20 protein-coding genes are annotated in these 20281 nt (G+C 72.5%); 3 read left to right on the top strand and 17 right to left on the bottom strand.

Annotated features, from left to right (window positions below):
- Positions 1-8: 8 nt before the first annotated feature.
- The 11 genes from ACYVP9_RS12835 to ACYVP9_RS12785 form a co-directional block, all read right to left on the bottom strand.
- Positions 9-1430, bottom strand: coding sequence for an MFS transporter (locus ACYVP9_RS12835; protein WP_460605263.1), 1422 nt, complete (start codon positions 1428-1430; stop codon positions 9-11).
- A 107-nt stretch (positions 1431-1537) separates the two neighbouring features.
- On the bottom strand, positions 1538-2497 hold the full coding sequence (locus ACYVP9_RS12830) for an electron transfer flavoprotein subunit alpha/FixB family protein (RefSeq protein ID WP_460605262.1): 960 nt from the start codon (positions 2495-2497) through the stop codon (positions 1538-1540).
- Between the two features lie 40 nt (positions 2498-2537).
- Positions 2538-3317 (bottom strand): electron transfer flavoprotein subunit beta/FixA family protein, encoded by a 780-nt coding sequence (locus ACYVP9_RS12825; RefSeq protein ID WP_460605261.1) that lies wholly within the window; start codon positions 3315-3317, stop codon positions 2538-2540.
- Positions 3318-3511: 194 nt separating this feature from the next.
- On the bottom strand, positions 3512-4174 hold the full coding sequence (locus ACYVP9_RS12820; protein ID WP_460605260.1) for a hypothetical protein: 663 nt from the start codon (positions 4172-4174) through the stop codon (positions 3512-3514).
- A complete protein-coding gene (locus ACYVP9_RS12815; protein WP_460605259.1) occupies positions 4161-5564 on the bottom strand; it encodes an Ig-like domain-containing protein in 1404 nt (467 codons plus the stop codon). The genes ACYVP9_RS12820 and ACYVP9_RS12815 overlap by 14 nt, the downstream gene beginning before the upstream one ends.
- 130 nt (positions 5565-5694) lie before the next feature.
- Positions 5695-6954 (bottom strand): sigma-54-dependent transcriptional regulator family protein, encoded by a 1260-nt coding sequence (locus tag ACYVP9_RS12810; RefSeq protein WP_460605258.1) that lies wholly within the window; start codon positions 6952-6954, stop codon positions 5695-5697.
- A 100-nt stretch (positions 6955-7054) separates the two neighbouring features.
- Positions 7055-7927 carry an LLM class F420-dependent oxidoreductase gene (locus tag ACYVP9_RS12805; protein WP_460605257.1) on the bottom strand — a complete coding sequence of 291 codons (873 nt, stop codon included), beginning with the start codon at positions 7925-7927 and terminating at the stop codon, positions 7055-7057.
- Between the two features lie 40 nt (positions 7928-7967).
- The gene (locus ACYVP9_RS12800; protein WP_460605256.1) at positions 7968-8786 is read right to left on the bottom strand and encodes a DUF1206 domain-containing protein; all 819 of its coding nucleotides are present in this window, start codon (positions 8784-8786) and stop codon (positions 7968-7970) included.
- 62 nt (positions 8787-8848) lie between these two features.
- On the bottom strand, positions 8849-9880 hold the full coding sequence (locus ACYVP9_RS12795; protein WP_460605255.1) for an LLM class oxidoreductase: 1032 nt from the start codon (positions 9878-9880) through the stop codon (positions 8849-8851).
- Positions 9880-10377, bottom strand: coding sequence for an SRPBCC family protein (locus ACYVP9_RS12790; protein ID WP_460605254.1), 498 nt, complete (start codon positions 10375-10377; stop codon positions 9880-9882). Before ACYVP9_RS12790 ends, ACYVP9_RS12795 begins: the two co-directional genes overlap by 1 nt.
- A complete protein-coding gene (locus ACYVP9_RS12785; protein ID WP_460605253.1) occupies positions 10377-10880 on the bottom strand; it encodes a glutathione peroxidase in 504 nt (167 codons plus the stop codon). The genes ACYVP9_RS12790 and ACYVP9_RS12785 overlap by 1 nt, the downstream gene beginning before the upstream one ends.
- 101 nt (positions 10881-10981) lie before the next feature.
- Between ACYVP9_RS12785 and ACYVP9_RS12780 the strand changes: the two genes are divergently transcribed.
- The gene (locus tag ACYVP9_RS12780; RefSeq protein WP_460605252.1) at positions 10982-12106 is read left to right on the top strand and encodes a magnesium and cobalt transport protein CorA; all 1125 of its coding nucleotides are present in this window, start codon (positions 10982-10984) and stop codon (positions 12104-12106) included.
- Positions 12107-12109: 3 nt separating this feature from the next.
- Here the strand turns inward: ACYVP9_RS12780 and ACYVP9_RS12775 are convergent, their stop codons facing one another.
- Genes ACYVP9_RS12775 through ACYVP9_RS12750 form a run of 6 tightly spaced genes read right to left on the bottom strand, consistent with a single transcriptional unit; the run spans position 12110 to position 17131 of the window.
- On the bottom strand, positions 12110-13045 hold the full coding sequence (locus ACYVP9_RS12775) for a tetratricopeptide repeat protein (RefSeq protein WP_460605251.1): 936 nt from the start codon (positions 13043-13045) through the stop codon (positions 12110-12112).
- On the bottom strand, positions 13042-13590 hold the full coding sequence (locus ACYVP9_RS12770; RefSeq protein ID WP_460605250.1) for a hypothetical protein: 549 nt from the start codon (positions 13588-13590) through the stop codon (positions 13042-13044). Before ACYVP9_RS12770 ends, ACYVP9_RS12775 begins: the two co-directional genes overlap by 4 nt.
- 9 nt (positions 13591-13599) lie before the next feature.
- Entirely contained in the window at positions 13600-14253 is a 654-nt protein-coding gene (locus ACYVP9_RS12765; RefSeq protein ID WP_460605249.1) for an HAD family hydrolase, read from the bottom strand.
- Positions 14250-15029: an enoyl-CoA hydratase/isomerase family protein gene (locus tag ACYVP9_RS12760; protein WP_460605248.1), complete on the bottom strand. Its 780-nt coding sequence runs from the start codon at positions 15027-15029 to the stop codon at positions 14250-14252. The genes ACYVP9_RS12765 and ACYVP9_RS12760 overlap by 4 nt, the downstream gene beginning before the upstream one ends.
- A gap of 11 nt (positions 15030-15040) precedes the next feature.
- Entirely contained in the window at positions 15041-15856 is an 816-nt protein-coding gene (locus ACYVP9_RS12755; RefSeq protein ID WP_460605247.1) for an ABC transporter ATP-binding protein, read from the bottom strand.
- 15 nt (positions 15857-15871) lie between these two features.
- Positions 15872-17131 (bottom strand): S1C family serine protease, encoded by a 1260-nt coding sequence (locus ACYVP9_RS12750; RefSeq protein WP_460605246.1) that lies wholly within the window; start codon positions 17129-17131, stop codon positions 15872-15874.
- Between the two features lie 98 nt (positions 17132-17229).
- Between ACYVP9_RS12750 and glgX the strand changes: the two genes are divergently transcribed.
- Together glgX and ACYVP9_RS12740 are read left to right on the top strand one after the other, a co-directional pair.
- Complete coding sequence (glgX, locus tag ACYVP9_RS12745; protein WP_460605245.1) at positions 17230-19344, top strand: glycogen debranching protein; 2115 nt, start codon at positions 17230-17232, stop codon at positions 19342-19344.
- A 12-nt stretch (positions 19345-19356) separates the two neighbouring features.
- The gene (locus ACYVP9_RS12740) at positions 19357-20130 is read left to right on the top strand and encodes an HAD-IIA family hydrolase (RefSeq protein WP_460605244.1); all 774 of its coding nucleotides are present in this window, start codon (positions 19357-19359) and stop codon (positions 20128-20130) included.
- The last annotated feature ends 151 nt before the right edge of the window (positions 20131-20281 follow it).

The following is a 20281-nucleotide window of genomic DNA, read 5'->3' as shown; positions in this document are numbered from 1 at the left end:
GTAGAGAGCTACACCGGCGCCGCCGCGACTTCCTCCTGCGTGACCGTTGCCGCAGCGTCCGGCGGGCGCAATCGTCCGGCAGCGACGACGCCGAGCACCGCCAGCACCGCCATGACCGCGCCGATCGTGACGAACGCGGCGGTGTAGCCGATGGTGCCGCGGGCGGCGGCGGCCACGAGCACGCCGCCGACGCCTGTGGTCAGCGCGGACGTGGTGGCGTCCGACAGCTGCAGGGCGGCGGAGTCCTGCCCGCGGGTGGCGTCGCTCGTGTGGCGCAGCAGCACCACCCCGAGCGAGGCCATGGCGAGGCCGGCGCCGAACCCGCCGGTGAGCCAGACCGGGTAGACGACCCAGCCCGGGGTGTCGGGCAGGACGGTCACGGTGAACCCGATCGCGGCGGCGGTCACGAAGCAGAACCCGGCGCGGACGAGCGCGATGCGCCGGCGATTGCCCGCCTCGTCGCGGGCGCGGCTCTGCCACCACGAGCCCACCGCCCAGGTCAGACCGGTGATGGTCAGGGGCAGTCCGGCGGCGGTGGCGCTGAAGTCGTGCTGCACAGACAGGGCCAGCGGCAGGATCGCCTCGAGGCCGAAGAAGGCGCCGGCCAGCAGGCCGCGCAGCGCGACGGGCGCGGGCACCCCGGGACGGGCGCTCATCGTGCCCGGCGGCAGCAGTCCGCGCAGCCCCCACACCATGGCCACCAGGCCGGCGAGCGCGACGACGCCGAGCACGGCGGACGGGTGCTGACCGGCGGCCTCGAGCAGGGCGATGCCCCCGGCGACCGCGACGGCCAGCAGCAGCCGGCGCAGCGCCCCCGGACCGGTCGTGGCCTCCGGGCGCGCGAGCGTGCGGAGCACGGGCAGGAGCAGCACGCCGCCGAGGACACCGAACGGGACGATGGCGAGGAACACCAGCCGCCACGTGAGGTGCTGCGTGATCGTGCCCGACAGCAGTGGTCCGACCAGGCCGGGCACGACCCATGCGGACGAGAACGCCGCGAACAGCGAGGGCCGCAGCTCGTCGGTGTAGGCCTGGCCCACGATCACGTAGATCGCGGTGATCATGAGGCCGGAGCCGATGCCCTGCACGACGCGTCCGGCGATGAGCATCGGCATGGTGACCGCGGCGCCCGCCAGCGCGAGGCCGGCGACGAACGCGACGAGGCCGCACGCCAGGGGCAGTGCCGCGCCGCGCCGGTCGCTCAGCTGGCCGGACATCACCATGCCGATGATGTTCGCGACGAGGAAGCCGGTGAAGGCCCACCCGTAGGCGCCGACGCCGTTCAGTTCGCGCGCCGCGGTGGGCAGGGCGGTCGAGACCGCCATCGCCTCGAAGGCGATCAGGCTGACGAGGATCAGGATGCCGATCGTCGTGGCCCGGACCCGTCCGGAGAAGATCGACCGCGGCTCGTCGTCGAGTCGCAGGTTCATGTGTCCACTATCCGACCTCAACCGCGGTTGAGGTCAAATCCGCTGTGCCGGGAGCACGAAACGGGCCGGCCGCCCGAAGGCGACCGGCCCGTGATCGAGCGCTGAGGTCAGCTCTTGCGCTTGGTGATCTCGTCCGTCAGCTGCGGGGCGACGGCGAACAGGTCACCGACGACGCCGTAGTCGGCGATCTCGAAGATGGGCGCCTCGGCGTCCTTGTTGATCGCGACGATCGTCTTGGACGTCTGCATGCCCGCGCGGTGCTGGATGGCGCCGGAGATGCCGACGGCCAGGTACAGCTGCGGCGAGACGGTGACGCCGGTCTGACCGACCTGCATCGCGTGGGGCACCCAGCCGGCGTCGACGACGGCACGCGAGGCGCCGACGGCCGCGCCGAGCGAGTCGGCCAGCTTCTCGATGATCTCGAAGTTGTCGGCCTTGCCGATGCCGCGGCCACCCGAGACGACCACGGACGCGTCGGCGAGCTGCGGGCGCGAGCCCTTCTCCTCGACGACGGTGTCGACGATCTTCGCGGCCTTGGCGGCGTCGGACAGCTCGACGCCGACCGAAACCTCCTCGGCGGCGCCGGTCTGCGGCTCCGGCGCGAAGGAGTTCGGGCGCACCGTGATGACGGGCGTGCCCTTGCTGACCTTCGAGGTGACCTCGACGGCGGCACCGAAGATCTGCTGGTGCACGTTGCCCTCGGCGTCGAAGCCGACGGCGTCGTAGATCAGGCCGCTCTCGAGCTTGAGCGCGAGGCGGGCCCCGATCTCCTTGTTCTCGGAGTTCGACGAGACGAGCACCGCGGCGGGCGACGCCTGGGCGGCCACGGCGGCGAGCGCCTCGGCCTTCGGGGCGACGGAGTAGCCGGCGATCTCGTCGCTCTCGGCGACGTAGACCTTGGCGGCGCCGAACTCGGCGAGCTGGTCCTTCAGGGCGGCGGCGTCGCCGGGCTTGCCGACGACGACGGCGCTGGGCTCACCGAGCTGGCGGGCGGCGGTGAGCAGTTCGAGCGTGGGCTTCTTGACCTTGCCGTCGAGCGAGTCGACGAGGACGAGAACCTCGGCCATGTCAGTGTCTCCTTCGGTTGTCGTCAACGAGCGCGGCGGCTCAGATCAGCTTCTTGGACGCGAGGAAGTCGGCGATCTTCGCGCCGCCGTCGCCCTCGTCCTTGACGGTCTGGCCCGCCTCGCGCGGCGGGGCGTTCTCGAAGGACGCGACCTGCGTCCACGAGTTCGCCAGGCCGACCTCGCCGGCGTCGAGGCCGATGTCGCCGAGGCCCTTGACCTCGATCGGCTTGCTCTTCGCGGCCATGATGCCCTTGAAGGACGGGTAGCGCGGGTCGTTGATCTTCTCGACGACGCTGATGACGGCCGGCGTCGAGGCCTGGACCTTCTCGTACCCGGTGTCGGTGACGCGCTCGATCGTGATCGTCGAACCGTCGACCTCGACCTTGCGGGCCTGGGTCAGCTGCGGGGCGCCGAGGACCTCGGCGAGCAGCGCCGGGACGACCGCGCCGCGGGCGTCGGTGGCCTCGGAGCCGGCGATGGCGACGTCCCACTCGACGCTGCCGAGCGCCTTGGCGAGCACCTTGGCGGTGCCGATGGCGTCGGAGCCGTGGATGGCCTCGTCCTGGATGTGGACGGCCTTGTCGGCGCCCATCGAGAGCGCCTTGCGGATCGACTCGGTGGCCCGCTCCGGCCCGACGGTGAGGATGGTGACCTCGCCGCCGTGGGCCTCCTTGAGCAGCAGGCCCTCCTCGATCGCGAACTCGTCGATGTAGTTGATCACCGGATCGACCGCGTTGCGGTCGACGGTGTTGTCGGACGAGTCGAGCTTGCGGTCGCCCTCGGTGTCGGGCACCTGCTTCATCAGCACGACGATGTTCATGCGTTCGCTGACCCCTTCGGTTGCACTGGGTCCCGGCGACACCGCGTCGCCAGAAGGTGGTCGGACGGTTCGCCGATGCGGAACGTCACGACACGTTCTCGTAACACTCTGCCGAAGTTACTGGCGAGTAGCAATATGACGGTGCTCTCCCAGGCGGCAGCTGTGTGTTCCGTTCTACCCACCTCGCGCATGGCTCAGTCCGGCTGGTCACCCGGTGTCATCGGTGGCGCGACATGGGTGAGGTCGGCCGTGCGGTCACGCCACACCGACCCGGCGCGCAACGCCTCTCCCAGCGTCGTCCGCTGACCGTCGCCCCACAGCCGCGGCCACCGTCGCGCCATGCTCAACGTCGACGCGCCCAGGGTCAGCACGGTGGCGACGGAGCGGCGGCGCCACGCGGGCTGCACGTACACCTGGTCGACCTCGCCGGTGCCGGGGTACCACCGGATCGCGCCGAGCTGGTCCTCCGACGTCACGGGTACCTCGCGCAGCGCCGCCCGGTCGAGCACGGCGCCGGTGGGCGTTCCGGCGCCCGTGAAGGCCAGCAGGTTCACCGCGGGCGGACGGGCCGCGCTCTCGCGCAGTTCGGCGAACCAGACAGGCGGCGCCGCCGGCGCGAAAGCGGACGTCACGTGCAGCCGGGTGACGACCCCGTCCTCGTCGTAGGTCGCGATCGCGACGGCGTCGTCCCCGACGAAGCGTTCGGCGTCGCGGCCGCCGAGCTCGACCCGTTCGGAGTCACCGTGCCGCTCGTTGGCGACGAACACGAAGCGGACGGGGCGCCCGGCCTCGGTGACGATGCACTGCCACCGCGGGCCGGACGCGGCCCGGCGGGCGGGTGCGTCAGCGGGCGGCATGCCGCGCGCGGCGGCGGCGACGCGTTCCGGCGCCGATCGCCAGACCGCCGCCGATCACCAGGGCGGTGCCGTAGCCGACCAGCTCGGCCGACTGCGTGCCGGTGTCGGCGAGCTCGTCACGCTTGTCGCGCTTCTTCACCTTGGCGTCGACGCCGAGGCCGGTGACCGTCACGGTCACGGTGGCGGTGTCGGTGCCGTAGGGCGTGTCGATCGTGTACCGGAACGTGTCCGTGCCGGTGAAGCCCTTCTTCGGCACGTACTTCAGCTCGAAGCCGGGCGCGTCGGCGAAGTCGCCGTGCTTCGGCCGCGTGATGCCGCTGATCTCGGGCGTGCCGTTCGGGTAGTTGGCGCTGTCGTTCGCGAGCACCTTGATGACGACGGCCTTGCCCTCGCTCGTGCTCGCCCTGTCGTCGACCGCGGTGGGCGGCGGCCCGTCGACCGTGACGGTCGCGGTCGCAGTGGCGGTGCCGTTCGCGGTCGTGATCGAGTAGGTGAAGCTGTCGGTGCCGATGAAGCCCTTGTCCGGCGTGTACTGCGCGGCGTAGCTGCCGATCCCGTCCGCGCCGTCGTCGGTGAGCCCGAAGCCGACCTTGCCGTGCTTCGGCTTCGTCACCGGCTCGAAGTTCTTGACCGGCGCCTTGGGGGTGTCGTTGTCGCTGAGCGGGATCGACACCTGCGTGCCGTACTTCGTCGTCGCCGAGTCGTCCTCCGCCACCGGCGGCAGGCCCGCGTCGTCGAACACGACGTCGGTCGACTTCTCGTACGGATTGTCCGGGGTGAAGCAGAAGAAGTCGCCGGCCTCGGCGACCTCACATGGCTCGATGGTCGCGGTGGCCGGGTCGATCAGGAGATTCTCGTTGACCGTGACCTGCTTGATCGTCACCGTCTCACCGGCGTTCGCGTACCAGGTCTGGTCGGAGGGCAGCATGCCCTGGGTCGGCGTCTGGTGCAGCGCGGCGCGGCGCTCGAGCTTCGACTGGGGCGCGAGGCAGTAGCTCGCCGTGCTGCCGTCCTCGACGGTCGACTGGCTCGTCGTGCAGGTCTCGCTGCGGCTTCCGCTCTCGATGTCGTCACCCGTCCACGTGATGGTGATCTTCGTGCCTACCGTCGAGGTGCCGTCGGGCACGTACGAGCCGTCCTTCACCTGCACGCCCACCCGAAACTTCTGACGCCCGAAGTGCGGCTCGACATCTGGGCTGGTGGACTCCTGCGAGCTCGGCGCGATCTTCGGCCGCACCTTCTCCGGCGCTTGTGCCTTCGGCGCGTCGGACGACGCCGGCGCGGCGTGCGCGGCCGGCGCGAGACCCAGGACGGCAGCGAGGCCTGCGGCGCCGGCGGCACCCGCCCCGATCAGTGTGGTGGTCGAGCCGGAACGTCGGCGAGCAGACAAGAAGATCCCCCCGGATCTGTCACAACGCCGTCACCCCCGTGCACGGCCTGTGGATCGTGTCGCCCCCGGGAGGTCAACTCAACGGGGAATAGGTCCTGACCCGGGGACGGACGGGGTGTGCTACTCGCGCTCAGGCGCTGCCGAACTCCCGGTCGAGGCGGGCGACCTCGGTGGCGGCGACGGTGCGCAGCGGCGAGTCGTCCGGCGCGAGCTCCAGCTGCCGCTGCCAGACGTCGCGGTCGTCGGCGCCCCAGCGCGAGCGCGTCCAGGCCGCCATCAGGTCGATCTCGCCCGACGCGAGCACGGCGTTGCGCAGCTGCCGTTCGAGCCGGTCGCGGTGCTCGACGACGCCCGGGGCGTCGGAGTGCGGCAGCAGCGGTCCCTTGTAGTGACGCAGGGCGGCACCAGGACGTCCGGCGTCGAGCTCGCGCTGCACGGTGACCCAGTCGCAGACCAGCTCACCGCCGAGGCGGTAGGGCCGGGACGCGAGCAGGTCGCCGCCGAGCAGCGAGCGCAGCCGGGTCAGCTCGGCCCGCATGGTCGAGGTGCGCACGTCGTCGCGATAGATCTGCACGGCCAGCTCGTCACCGCTCATGCCCGCGGGCGCACCGGAGAGGATGACGACGATCTCGCTGTGGCGCGGGCTGAGCCGCACCGACCGTCCGCCCCGTTCGATGACGCAGTCGGGACGGCCCAGACCTTCGGCGCGGACGCCGGCCGGGGGCGGCGTCCACAGCCGGTGGCGCCCGGACTGCGCGGTCAACCGGCCCAGCTCGGCCTCGGCCATGCGCGCCGCCGCGCGGATCATCGCCAGGGTCTGCGGTGAGGCGACGTCGTCGCCGCCGGTGATGTCGACGATGCCCAGGATCGCCTGCGTGCTCGGGTCGTGGATGGGGGCCGCCGAACAGCTCCAGTGCTGCACCGGGCGGGCGAAGTGCTCGGACGCGTGGATCTGCACCGGCGAGTCGAGCTGCAGCGCGGTACCGGGGGCATTGGTGCCGGCGTGCACCTCGTCCCAGCGCGAGCCCTCGACGAAGTTGATGCGCTGGGCGGCGTCGAGCACTGCCGGGCGTCCGCAGATCCAGAGCAGCTGGCCGTGGGCGTCGCCCACCGCCATCACGGCGTCGCACTCCTCGGCGGCGCGGCCGAGCACGTCGTAGAGCAGCGGGAACACGCGCGACAGCGGATGGGCCTCGCGATAGCCGGCGAGTTCGGCGCCGTCGAGCGACACCGGCGGCAGGGGTGAGTCGACGTCGACACCCGCCGCGGCCGAGCGGCGCCACGACGCCGCCACCAGGTCACGGACCCCCGGCGCCGTGCCCGACTCGAGGAACGTCGTGTGGGCAGAGCGCACCGCGCGGATCGCGTCCGCGTCGCGGGTCGGGGTCAAGGGTGCGATGCGGTCAAGATAACCAGCGTGCTGGCACGTGTCACCGTCTCCCGCGTCCCGTTCGCCCGGGCGTCGGCCCGGACCCGCCCGGGACCTCGGTTCAGAACGCGGCCGCCTGCGGGATGACCCGTTCGGCGTAGACGGCGATGCGGCGGCCGTCGGTGACGTCCGGGATCTGCGTCTGCACGTGCTGCACGCCGAGGCCGGCGAGACGCTGCAGCTCCTCGAGGGTCGCGTCGACGTTCTCGCCGTCGGCGCCCGGATCGAGCTGGGTCATGACGGTCTTCTCGATCTCGTCGTAGTCGCGGCCCAGGTCGTCGCAGTGACGCTTGAGCACGTCGAGCTTGTGCTCGAGCTCGGGACCACCGAACAGGTTGCACGCCTGCGCGTACTGCGCCACCAGGCGCAGAGTCTTCTTCTCGCCGCCTCCGCCGATGAGGATCGGCGGGTGCGGCCGCCGGATCGCCTGCGGCACGTTGAGGGTGCGCTCGAGCGTGTAGTGCTTGCCGCGGTACGCGTCCTGCGAGGCGCTCCACATCTGCAGGCAGATCTGCAGCGCTTCCTCGAGCCGCTCGAACCGCTCGGCGGTCCCGGGGAAGAACAGGCCCAGGCCCCGGGACTCCTCCTCGTTCCACGCCGCGCCGATACCCAGCCACGCGCGACCCTTCGACAGCACGTCCAGGGTGGTGACGATCTTCGCCAGCAGGCCGGGCTCGCGGTACACCGCGGCCGTCACCCACGACAGCAGTTCGATGCGCTCGGTGTGCGCCGCGAGGAAGCCGAGCGTCGTGTACGCCTCGAGCATGTCGGTGTCGATCGGGCCGACGGGGCCGATCTGGAACACGTGGTCCATGACGCTGAGCTTCGTGAAGCCGGCGTCCTCGACCTGCTTCGCGACGCGGGCCAGGTCGTCGGCCAGTCCCTCGGGACCGGCGGGGTAGGTCAGATTTGCGAGGTGCACTCCGAGCTGCATGAACCGAACGTAACCCCCCGCAGCAACCTCGGGGACGGTGTCAGCGGGTGCGCCGCCACCGCGCCTCGGCGAAGCCGAACACGCCGAAGGCCAGCAGGCCGAGGGCGATCACGACGAGCACGACGGTGCCGAACCCGTTCGAGGCGAGCTTGCGCAGCGCCTGGTCGAGGCCGCCGGCCTCCTTCGGGTCGGCTTGCACCGCAGCGAGCACGACCAGCACGCCGGTGATGACGACGGCGGCGCCGCGCGCGGTGTTGCCGACGACGCCGAGCACCTCGACCGTCCGCCGCTCACGCGGTCGCATCTCACCGAGCTTGAAGTCGTCCTCGAATTTCTTCGCGAGCCCCTCGTACGCCAGGTAGCACCCGACGCCGGCGACGACGACGCCCACGACGCCGACCAGCCAGCGTCCGCCGTTGGCCTGCAGCACGTCCGCGGTGAGCCCCTTCGACTTGCCCGATTGGCTGCCGCGGGATCCGGCCGCGACCTGCACCGCTGTCACTCCGAGGAACCCGTAGATCACCGCGCGGATCGCGCACTGCGCGCGTCCCTTGGCGTCCTCCCCGTCGACCGCGGACCCGAACACCGCCTGGACCAGGCGCCACAGGGCGTAGGCGAACAACCCGATGGCCAGGATCCACACCAGCACGGTGCCGCCGCTGTGCGACGCGAGCTCCTCGAGCGCGCCGCGCTGGTCGGTCTCCTGGCTGCGCTCGCCGAACGCGAGGGCGAGGGCGAGGATGCCGATGAGCACGTACACGGCGCCGTGCGCGGTGAGTCCGACCCGGGCCACCCGGTCGACGGCCCGGCCGTTGCTCGCCTGCTCCGCCCTCGCCTTCGTCTGCTGCGCGGTGGTCATGGACGGTGGCTACCCCGGCATCCCGCCCGCGAACCCGGTGCGGCACGCAGGCACCGGGTCCGTCAGAGCGATCGCACGAGATCGATGGCCCGCCCGAGCGTGTCGAGCCTCGCGGCGACCGTGTGACCGGCCGGGTACAGGCGGACGGTGTCGACGCCCGCGTCGCGCCAGACCGTCAGCCGCTCACGCACCATCGGCTCGGTGCCGATCAGCGTCGTCGCGAGCACCATCTCGTCGGTGACGACCGCGGCGGCGGCGTCCCGGCGGCCGTCCTGCCACAGCCGCCGCACCTCTACGGCCGCCTCGCCCCATCCCTGCCGCGAGTAGGCGTCGTTGTAGAAGTTGGTCGTCGCGCTGCCCATGCCGCCGAGGCTGAACGCGAGCTCGCGGCGCCGCGGGGCGAGCAGCGCGGCGAGGTCGTCCTCGTCGTCGACGAACGCCACCTCGGCGCCCTGGCACAGGTCGAGGTCGGCGAGGGTGCGGCCGGCGGACTCGGCACCGGCACGCAGCGGGTCGAGGTAGGCAGCCGCCGCCTCGGGCACGAAGCTGGTGCCCAACCATCCGTCCGCCAGCTCGCCGGTGAGCCGCAACATGCCGGGCGCGAGGGCGGCGAGGTACACCGGCACCGCGACCGGCTCGCCCGACAGCTTCATGGGGCGCGCCTCCCCCGGCAGCGGCACGGTGAGCGTGGCGCCCTCGTGTGCCACCCTCTCCCCAGCCAGCGCCGCGCGGACGACGGCGACGGTGTCGCGGGTGCGGGCCAGCGGGCGGCCGAACGGCACCCCGTGCAGGCCCTCGAGCACCTGGGGTCCGGACGGGCCGAGGCCGAGCAGGAAGCGTCCGCCGCTGAGGTGCTGCAGCGTGCGCGCCGCCATCGCCACCGCGGCGGCGGTACGCGTGCCGACCTGCAGCACGGCGGACCCGAGCAGCATGCGCTCGGTGCGTGCCGCCAGCCAGCCCAGCGGCGCGACGGCGTCGGCGCCCCAGGCCTCGGCGACCCAGCAGACGTCCAGGCCTAGTTTTTCGCATTCGCGCGCGAATTCGCCGGTGCCGTGGGGGTCGTCGCCGAACTCGACGGTGGTGGCCGTCCGCACTAGCGTCCGGACTCCGCCCGGTCCTTCACCGTCGCGAGCGTGCGTTCCATCGCGCGGCGCCACTGCTTCAGACGGGAGGCGACGATCGCCTCCTCCTTCTCCGGGTAGCGCGTGATGGCGATGTGCATGCCCGACGGGCCGTACCCCAGCTGCGCCCACTGGGCGACGGTGCAGCCGGTCGCGGTCGGTTCGACGCGGAACCGCCACCGACTGTTCGGCTCGTCGAGATCGCCGACGTCCCACCCGAACTCGCGGGGCGGGTCGCAGACCACGACCGTCGCGGAGGTCTCCCACTCGCCGAAGACGTCGTTGCGGTTGCTCCCGACGAACGTCCGGCCCAGGGCGGCGGGCCCGTCGCCGTCGGACCAGCGGACGGCGACGAGCTCGTCGCTCGCATCGACCGGCAGGCCGATGTCGCTGATCAACGGCCACACCGCCTCGGGCGGTGCGGCGACCTCGAGCGCGACCTCGACGGTGGGCCGGTCGGCGTGGCGCATCAGGCGCTCGGGGCGGTGTCGCCCAGGGCCTCCTCGATCGCCGTGGTGACGGTGGGGTCGAGCGGTTCGGTGCGCGGGCGGAAGCGGTGCAGCACGGTGCCGTCGCGGTCGAGCAGGAACTTCTCGAAGTTCCACTGCACGTCGCCGGCCTCGCCGGAGTCGTCCGCGGCCTCGGTCAGCTGCGCGTACAGCGGGTGCCGGCCGTCGCCGTTGACGTCGGTCTTGGCGAGCATCGGGAACGTCACGGAGTAGTTGGTCGAGCAGAACTGCTGGATCTCGTCGGCCGTGCCCGGCTCCTGCCCCATGAACTGGTTGCAGGGCACGCCCACCACGGACAGGCCGCGGTCGCGATAGGTGTCGTACAGCTTCTGCAGCCCCTCGTACTGCGGGGTCAGACCGCACTTCGAGGCGACGTTGACGACGAGGACGGGACCGTCGGCGAGGGCGGCCAGCGTCGTGTCGTCACCGGTCAGGGTCTGCACGGGGGTGTCGAGGATGCTCACGTCTCAACCCTGCCAGACGGCGGCCCGGCAGCGGCCGCGCCGGGGGTGAAGATCCCGTGGGACTTCTTCGTCCGTTCACCGGATCTGGTTAGGGTCGGCCCATGAGTGAGCGTCGTCTGGCCCCGCGGGTGCCTCTCGCGCGGCGCCGCCGGGCGCCGTCCGACCCGCCCGCGCCGTCCGAGGAGACACCGCCGACGACGGGACGCGGCGGCGTGATCGACAGCGCGGTGTACTGCGGCGGACGCCGCGACTGCTCCCCCGCCACGCTGGCCGACACGTTCGAGGCGCTCCGCGAACGCCGGGACGGCATGGCGTGGATCGGCCTGTACCGCCCGAACGCCGACGAGCTGGCGTCGCTCGCCCACGAGTTCGACCTGCACCCGCTCGCGGTGGAGGACGCGATCACCGCGCACCAGCGTCCGAAGCTGGAGCGTTACGGCGACACGCTGTTCGTGGTGCTGCGGGCCGCCCGCTACCTCGACGACGTCGAGGAGGTCGAGTTCGGCGAGCTGCACGTGTTCCTCGGCCGCGACTTCGTCATCACCGTCCGGCACGCCGAGTCGCCGGACCTGTCCGACGTGCGGCACAGGCTCGAGGACGATCCCGAGCTGCTCGCCAAGGGCACCGAGGCGGTGCTGTACGCGATCCTCGACGTCGTCGTCGACGGTTACGTCCCCGTCGTGAAGGGTCTCGAGAACGACGTCGACGAGATCGAGACGCAGGTGTTCGACGGCGACCCGGCGGTGTCGCGGCGCATCTACGAGCTCTCGCGCGAGGTCATCGAGTTCCAGCGCGCGGCCCAGCCGCTCACCGGCATGCTCGCCTCGCTGACCGCCGGCTTCGAGAAGTACGACGTGGACGAGGAACTGCGCCGCTCGCTGCGCGACGTCGACGACCACGTCACCCAGGTGACCGAACGCGTCGACGGGCTGCGGACCTCGCTGCGCGACATCCTGCAGGTCAACTCGATCCTCGTGGCCCAGAAGCAGAACGAGGAGATGACGGCGCTCAGCCGCACCAGCAACGCGCAGAACGACGAGGTCAAGAAGATCTCCGCCTGGGCCGCGATCGGCTTCGCGCCCACGACCATCGCGTCGATCTACGGCATGAACTTCGAGCACATGCCCGAACTGTCGTGGGTGCTCGGCTACCCGTTCGCGATCGCACTGATGGTCCTCGCCGCGGTCGTGCTCTACGCGCTGTTCAAGAAGCGCGGCTGGATCTGAGCCTCAGCGCAGGACGAGCGTGGCCGCCACGCCGTCCGGGCCGGGACGCAGGTCGAACCCGAGCCGGCGCAGCAGCGCGACGGCCGCGGCGTTCTGCGGCGTCGTGTCGGCGACGATCTCCCGTCCGCCGAGCGAGCGCACGAGCCGGACGGCCGCGTGCACGGCGGCGCGCCCGAGACCCCGTCCGCGCGCGGCGCGGACCAGCCAGAGACCGGTCTCGAACCGCCCGTCCCCGAGGTGCCTGAGACGCACGACCCCGAGCACCGCCTCGTCCCCGATCGCCCAGGTGCCCTCGGCCGTCGGGCCGAGAAGGCCCGTGAACCGCTTCCGGTGGTAGGTGCGCAGCCAGTCGAGGCGTGCGTCCGTCCACCCGTCGCCGAGCGGCGGGGTGACGTCGTCGGGGTCGGCGTCCGCCGCGGCCGCGACCACGGCGCCGAGCGCGTCCTCGTCGGCGACGGGACGCAGGACGGCGTCGGCGGGAAGTGCCCCGGCGTAGTAGCGCACCGAACCGGCGTACCGCGGCAGGTGCGGCGCCAGCGCCGGCAACAGCTCGCGCACGGCGTCGCGGGGACGGTCGAGGTCGACGAGCGCCAGCGCGCGGAACGCGGTGATCGCGTCGGGCAGCCCCGGCACGTCGGTGAGCAACGCGAGCGCCTCGTCGGGACGGCCGAGGTTGCGCAGCGTGCTGGCCAGCTGGACCGTCGCCTGCCCGCGCCGGTCGGCGTCCAGGTCGGGCGAGGCGAGCGCCGCGCGGTACTCGGGTTCGGCCTCGCCCTCGCGGCCGGCGAAGTCGAGGGCCGACGCCCACTCGAACCGTGCGGCAGCGTCGTCCGGGCGTTCGTCGACCAGCGCGCGGACGTCGGCGACCACCGCGTCCTCGTCCCGCTCGTCCGCGGACGCCCAGACCGCCGCGACCCGGTCGTCCCAGGAACCGCTCACTGCGTGCCGGACACCCGGCGCCGGCGCACGGCCGACAGCAGCAGGGGCAAGCCCACGACGAGCAGGCCGGCGCCCGCGAGCAGCGCGTACCCCGACCAGTCGGGTTCGCTGTCGACCGCGTCGTCGACGAAGATCGCACCGGCGCCCGGGCACTGGACCGCGGCGCGGCCGCCCTGGGGCGCGGCGAACCGCGCGAGCCGGTTCACCGCCCGCGTGCCGTCGGACTCGACGGTCAGGGCGAGGCTCGCGGGCGCGCCGCCCACCGGGGTGAATGTGCACGCCAGGTCGGTGAGAGCGAGCCCGCGGTCGCGCAGTGCGCCGACGCCACCGGGGATCGCGATGCTGTAGGTGCGGCCGGCGTCGAACTCGTAGCTCGACGGCGCGGACGCGCCGGGGTCCCACGAGTGCTCGCCGCCGGTGGCGATCAACCGCGAGCCCACCCACAGCAGCAGTCCGAGCACGGTGAGCAGCACCGCCACCGCGAGCCGCCGATCGGCCGTCCACGGCGCGGGGCGCGGGGCGACGGGCGTGAGCGGGTCGGACACGGGGGCAGCCTACGAGAGCAGGGCGTGCAGGTCCGCCGGGGTCGCGCACACCGTGAACGGGTCGCACTGGTCGAGTTCACCGGCCGGCGCGTAACCCCACCCGGCCCCGACGGTCGCGATGCCGTGCTCGCGCGCGCCGACGACGTCGTGCGACCGGTCGCCGACCATGAGCACGCTCGCGGGGTCGGGACGGCCCAGCCGTTCGAGCACGGTGCCGATCACGAGCGCCTTGGTGGCGAGGGAGCCGGCGAGGTCGTCGCCGCCGATCGTCTCGAAGTGCTCGGCCAGCCCGAGGTGCTGCACGATCGGCACCGCGTACGGCTCGGGCTTGCTCGTGGCGACCGCGAGCCGGGTTCCGCGCGAGCGCAGCAGCTCGAGCACCTCGGGGATGCCCTCGTACACCGACGTGTCGAACATGGCGCCGTCGCCGTAGTGCAACCGGTACGACGCCAGCACCGGCGGCAACTTCGCCACTCCCCCGATCAGCGGCGGGATCGACTCGTAGAACGGTGGGCCGAGCAGGCCGCGCTCGACCTCCGGGTCGAGCGGCGGCAGGCCGTTCTCGGCGAACGCGGCGCGCAGCGAGGCCAGGATGCCGGGCGCGGAGTTCGACAGCGTCCCGTCGAGGTCGAACAGCACGACCTCGGGACGCAGCGGCGTCACGCGAAGGTGGCCTTGCCGGGGCCGTTCTCGAGGAACGACTGCATGCCGGTCGTGCGGTCCTCGGTCGCGAACAGCGAGGCGAACAGGTACGCCTCGAGGCGCAGCCCGTTCGCCAGGTCCCCGTCGAGCCCGCCGTCGATGGCCTGCTTGGCGGCCGCGAGCGCGAGCGCGGGTCCCTTGGCGAACTTGGCCGCCATCTTCAGCGCCGTCGGGTACACGTCGGCGGCCGGCACGACGGCGTCGACGAGCCCGATCTCGAGCGCCTCGTCGGCGTTCACGAACCGTCCGGTGTAGATCAGGTCCTTGGCCTTCGCCGGTCCGACGAGCCGCGGCAACCGCTGCGTGCCGCCGGCGCCGGGGATGATGCCGAGCAGGATCTCGGGCTGGCCCCACTTGGCGTTGTCGGCGCTGACACGGAAGTCGGCGGTGAGCGCGAGCTCGCAGCCGCCGCCGAGCGCGTAGCCCGTCACCGCGGCGATGACCGGCTTCGGGATGCGCGCGAGCGCGTCGAGCGACGAGGTCAGGCGCAGCGCGTCCCGGCTCATGTGGGCGTGGTCCTGGCCGGCGAACTCCTTGACGTCGGCGCCCGCCGCGAAGACCTTCTCGCCGCCGTAGATCACCACGGCCCGCACACTCGCGTCGTCGCCGACCTGCTGCGCGGCGGCCCGCAGTTCCTCCTGCAGGGCGGTGTTCAGCGCGTTCATCGGCGGACGGGACAGCCGGATGGTCGCGACGCCGGGTTCGTCGGTGTCGATGCGGACGAGCGGTTCGGTCACTGCGTTCTCCTCTACACGGCGCGGGCGTACCAGCGCCCGCCCCGGCGTTCGACGGTCAGGGACAGCCCGAAGGTCTCGGACAGGGTCTCGGCGGTGAGCACGTCGCGGGCGAGGCCGGCGGCGACGGCGCGGCCCCCGCGCAGCAGCAGCACGTGGGTGATGCCGGGCGGGAGTTCCTCGACGTGATGGGTGACGAGCACGGACGCGGGCGCGTCGGGGTCCTCGGCGAGTGCGGACAGCCGGCGCAGCAGGTCCTCCCGGCCGCCGAGGTCCATACCCGCGGCCGGCTCGTCGAGCAGCAGCAGCTCGGGATCGGTCATCATCGCCCGCGCGATCTGCACGCGCGCCTTCTCGCCCTGGCTCAGGGTGCCGTAGCGGCGGGTGCCGAAACCGGCCACACCGAAGCGCCGCAGCAGCGCGTCGGCCTGGGCGACGTCGAGCTCGTCGTAACGCTCGCGCCAGCGTCCGAGCACGGAGTAGCCGGCACTGACCACGACGTCGGAGACCAGTTCGCCGCCGGGGATGCGCTCGGCGAGCGCGGCGCTGGCGAACCCGACGCGCGGGCGCAGCTCGAAGACGTCGACACGGCCCAGCTGCTCGCCGAACACGTAGGTGCGCCCGGCGCTCGGGTGCAGCAGGGTCGCCGCGACCTGCAACAGCGTCGTCTTGCCAGCACCGTTGGGGCCGAGCACGGCCCAGCGCTCGTCGACCTCGACCGTCCAGTCGATCTCGTCGAGCAGCGTCGCCGAGCCGCGCCGCACCGACACGCGGTCGAACTGCAGCACGGCATCGGGATTGATCTCGGCGGGGGCGCCCACGTGACCCATCCAAGCGCACCCGGCTCAGTCGGCGGGCCCGACCCCGAGTGTGACGGTCGCGGTGCGCGACCGGCCGCCCGGATCGGTCCACGTGACCGACGCGCGGGTGCCGGGATCCTTGCGGGTCAGCACCGCGCGCAGGCCGTCCGCGGAGCGCACCGGCCGTCCGTCGACTTCGGTGATCACCGAGCCGACGCGGATGCCCGCGTCGTTGGCCGGGCCGCCGTCGAGCAGCGCGGCGACGGAGGCGCCGCCGTTGTTCGGCGCGTCGCGGGTGCTGACGCCGAGGAAGCCCGGGTAGCCGATGTGGATGGCGTCGGTCTCGACGCCCGAGGCGATGCGGTCGCGGATGGCGAGCGCGTCCTCGATCGGGATCGCGTACGCGCGCGGTGTCGAGGAGCGGGCGGACGCCGCCGTGTTGATGCCCACGACCTCGCCCCGGGCGTCGTAGAGGGGCCCGCCGGAGTCGCCGGAGATGATGCGGGCGTTGACCTCGATGAGGCCGTTGAGCCGCTCGGACTCCTGCCCGGAACCGTCGGACGCGGTGATCGACCGGTCGAGGCCGGTGACCCGGCCCGGGGCCGCCGTGAGCCGGCCGGTGCCGCCCGCGTTGCCGACGCCGACCACCCGGTCGCCGACGCGCACGTCGCCCGCGTCGTCGGCGAGCCTGGCGGTGTCGAGGCCCCGGGCACCCGTCAGGCGGATGACGGCCACGTCGGAGCCCGGCGCGGTGCCGACGACCCGGGCCCGGTAGCGGTCGCCGGTCGACTCGACGGTCACCTGGATGCCGGTCGCGCCGCGGATGACGTGGTTGTTCGTCAGGACGTCACCGCGGGGCGAGACGATCATGCCGGTGCCCGCGCTCTGCGCGCGCTGGTAACCCAGCGTCGAGACGATCGTGACGATGCCGATCTGTTGCGTCGCGTTCGCCGGGCCCGTCCGCCCGGACGCGTCCGGGACGGTGCTGCCCGACCCGCCCGGGTCGGGCTGCGCCGGGACCGTGGGGGCCGGCTGCACCGGCCCACCCGGGTCGGCGGGCAGGGCGATCGCGCCGCGGCCGTCGACGGTGCCGTAGCCCCCGGACGTCAGCCCCACCCCGCCGACCAGCAGCGCGAGCGCGACCAGGACGACGCCCAGGCCGACGAGCAAGCTGCGCCCCGTGCGCGCCGGCGGACGGTAGCGGGGCGGCGGCACCGGCTGCCACCCGTACGCCCCGCCCGTCCAGCCGCCCTGCGGCGGCGCGGTCGGCGGCGGGCCGACGTAGCGGTACGGGTCGTCGCTCATGCCTTGATTGAACCCTTTTCCGGTCGGACGCGACTGGGCCCGGCCCGTGTCTGCGCTGAGACCGCCGACCGGGCCGGTCACCGACTAGGGTCCGGGCAATGCGCCCCGAGGACCTCCCCGCCTCGCTGGCCGCCCAGCTGGACCTCGCCTGGCCGGGCAGCCCCTTCCCGCTCGGTGCCCACTGGGACGGCGAGGGCACCAACTTCGCGCTGTGGTCCTCGACGGCCACCGGGGTGTCGGTGTCGTTGTTCAACGGCACCCACGAGACCGAGATGCCGCTCGGCGAGACCACGTACCACGTGTGGCACGGCTACCTGCCCGGCGTCGGGCCGGGACAGCGCTACGGGTTCCGTGTCGACGGGCCGTTCGACCCCGCCAAGGGCCTCTTCCACAACCCGAACAAGCTCCTGGTCGACCCGTACGCCCGCGCGCTCGAGGGCGACTTCGTCGACGACCCGTGCGTCTACCCGGGCACCGACGCCGACTCGGCACCCTGCGTGCCCCGTTCGGTGGTCACCCACGACGCCTTCCCCTGGGGCGACGACCCCCGCCCCAAGCGGCCGTGGGAGGACACGGTCATCTACGAGCTGCACGTGCGCGGCTTCACCATGCAGCACCCGGACGTGCCCGCCGAGCTGCGCGGCACCTACGCCGGGCTCGCGCACCCCGCGGTCATCGACCACCTCGTGTCCCTCGGCGTGACGGCGGTCGAGCTGCTGCCCATCCACCACTTCGTGTCCGAACCGCACCTGCAGCGCGGTGGCCGGCGCAACTACTGGGGTTACAACACGCTCGGCTTCTTCGCCCCGCACGCCGACTACGCCGCCCGCGCCGGCGACCAGGTGCGGGAGTTCAAGGCGATGGTCCGCGCGATGCACGCGGCCGGCCTCGAGGTGATCCTCGACGTCGTCTACAACCACACCGCCGAGGGCGGTCCGGACGGGCCGGTGCTGAGCTTCCGCGGCATCGACAACGGCTCGTACTACCGGCTGGCCGACGACCCGGCGCACTATGTCGACTACACCGGCTGCGGCAACACGTTCGACGCCCGCCGCCCGTTCCCGCTGCAGCTGATCACCGACTCGCTGCGGTACTGGATCACCGAGATGCACGTCGACGGGTTCCGCTTCGACCTCGCGTCCGCGCTCGCGCGCTCGCTGCACGACGTCGACAAGCTGTCGTCCTTCTTCGACACCATCCACCAGGACCCGGTGATCTCGCAGGTCAAGCTCATCGCCGAACCCTGGGACGTCGGCGCGGGCGGTTACCAGGTCGGCGAGTTCCCGCCGCTGTGGACCGAGTGGAACGGCGTGTACCGCGACACCGTCCGCTCGTTCTGGGCGCACGGCGCCGACGGCGTCCGCGACCTGGCCTTCCGGCTGTCGGGCTCGTCCGACCTCTACGGCGACGACGGACGGCTGCCCATCGCGTCGATCAACTTCGTCACCGCCCACGACGGCTTCACGATGCGCGACCTCGCGTCCTACGAGCGCAAGCACAACGAGGCCAACGGCGAGGGCAACCGCGACGGCACCGACGACAACCGTTCGGTCAACGGGGGCGTCGAGGGCGAACCCGCGCCGCCCGAGGTCGTCGGGCGGCGGCTGAAGCAGGTGCGCGGACTGCTCACCACGCTGCTGCTGTCGACCGGCGCGCCGATGCTCGTCGCCGGCGACGAGATGTGGCGCACGCAGGGCGGCAACAACAACGCCTACTCGCAGGACGGTCCCGTCTCGTGGGTCGACTGGACCGGCGGTCCCGAGGCCGACGACGTGCTCACCCTCGTCCGCCGGTTGCTCACGCTGCGCCGCAACCACCCGGTGCTGCGGCAGAGCGCGTTCTTCGAGGGACGGCCCGTGGTCGGCGGCACCAAGGACCTCGCCTGGTTCCATCCCGACGGCCGCGAGTTCCGTGACGGCGACTGGTTCGACCACGGCCTGCGCACGATCGGCATGTATCTCGACGGGCGCGGCCTGCGGCACCGCGACCGGCGCGGCAACCGCGTCACCGACGAGTCGTACCTGTTGCTGCTGCACACCGGCGACGCCGACGTCGCGTTCACGCTTCCGGCGGCCCCGTGGGCGGACGGGTACGTCACCGAGGTCGACACCACCCGTCCCGGCGGCGTGCCCGAGGACGCCCGGCGCGACGCGGGAACCGTGCTCCCGGTGCCCGGCCGCTGCGCCGTCCTGCTCCGGGTGCTGCGCGACTGACAGACTGGGCCCATGCGCCTCGAGACCGAGTGCTGGCTCAGTGACATGGACGGCGTGCTCGTGCGCGAGGAGACCGCGATCCCGGGCGCGGCCGAGTTCCTGGCGCGGCTGCGCGAGAAGCAGCGCCGCTTCCTCGTCCTCACGAACAACTCGATCTTCACGCCGCGCGACCTCTCGGCGCGGCTCGCCCGCTCGGGGCTCGACGTGCCCGAGGAGTCGATCTGGACGTCCGCCCTCGCGACGGCGACCTTCCTCGCCGACCAGCTGCCGGGCGGGTCGGCGTACGTCATCGGCGAGGCGGGCCTCACCACCGCACTGCACCACGTGGGCTACACGATGACCGACACCGATCCCGATTTCGTCGTGCTGGGCGAGACCCGCACGTACTCCTTCGAGGCGCTGACGCGAGGCATCCGCCTGATCGAGAAGGGCGCGCGCTTCATCGCCACCAATCCCGACGTCACCGGACCGTCCGAGCAGGGCCCGTTGCCCGCCACCGGGTCGGTCGCCGCCATGATCACCAAGGCGACCGGGCGCGAGCCGTACTTCGTCGGAAAACCCAACCCGATGATGCTGCGCAGCGCGCTGAACCGCATCGAGGCGCACTCGGAGAACACCGTCATGGTCGGCGACCGCATGGACACCGACGTGGTGGCCGGCATCGAGGCCGGGCTCGACACGATCCTCGTGCTCTCGGGCTCGACCCGGCGCGCCGACGTCGAGCGCTACCCCTGGCGGCCCGCCCGGGTGCTCGAGTCGATCGCCGACGCCGTCGAGCTGGTCTGACGCTCCGCAACCAATCCGGTTGCCCCCGCACGGCCACAATGTCTACAGTGTGAACACCTTCGGGCCGGACGTCCTCACCTGAGAGCCGTTTAAGCGCTCGCCGTTGTCGGTGGAGCTTCCTAGGCTCGGGGCACCGCACCCGCCGACCACC

Source organism: Jatrophihabitans fulvus, assembly GCF_054781375.1.
This window is presented reverse-complemented; position numbering and strand designations above follow the sequence as displayed.

Coding starts and splice junctions, on each gene's coding strand:
- ACYVP9_RS12800 (WP_460605256.1), bottom strand. CDS start 8,786: ATGACCACCGCGCAGCAGACGAAGGCGAGGGCGGAGCAGGCGAGCAAC.
- ACYVP9_RS12825 (WP_460605261.1), bottom strand. CDS start 3,317: ATGAACATCGTCGTGCTGATGAAGCAGGTGCCCGACACCGAGGGCGAC.
- glgX (WP_460605245.1), top strand. CDS start 17,230: ATGCGCCCCGAGGACCTCCCCGCCTCGCTGGCCGCCCAGCTGGACCTC.
- ACYVP9_RS12820 (WP_460605260.1), bottom strand. CDS start 4,174: ATGCCGCCCGCTGACGCACCCGCCCGCCGGGCCGCGTCCGGCCCGCGG.
- ACYVP9_RS12750 (WP_460605246.1), bottom strand. CDS start 17,131: ATGAGCGACGACCCGTACCGCTACGTCGGCCCGCCGCCGACCGCGCCG.
- ACYVP9_RS12755 (WP_460605247.1), bottom strand. CDS start 15,856: ATGGGTCACGTGGGCGCCCCCGCCGAGATCAATCCCGATGCCGTGCTG.
- ACYVP9_RS12835 (WP_460605263.1), bottom strand. CDS start 1,430: ATGAACCTGCGACTCGACGACGAGCCGCGGTCGATCTTCTCCGGACGG.
- ACYVP9_RS12740 (WP_460605244.1), top strand. CDS start 19,357: ATGCGCCTCGAGACCGAGTGCTGGCTCAGTGACATGGACGGCGTGCTC.
- ACYVP9_RS12830 (WP_460605262.1), bottom strand. CDS start 2,497: ATGGCCGAGGTTCTCGTCCTCGTCGACTCGCTCGACGGCAAGGTCAAG.
- ACYVP9_RS12790 (WP_460605254.1), bottom strand. CDS start 10,377: ATGCGCCACGCCGACCGGCCCACCGTCGAGGTCGCGCTCGAGGTCGCC.
- ACYVP9_RS12780 (WP_460605252.1), top strand. CDS start 10,982: ATGAGTGAGCGTCGTCTGGCCCCGCGGGTGCCTCTCGCGCGGCGCCGC.
- ACYVP9_RS12805 (WP_460605257.1), bottom strand. CDS start 7,927: ATGCAGCTCGGAGTGCACCTCGCAAATCTGACCTACCCCGCCGGTCCC.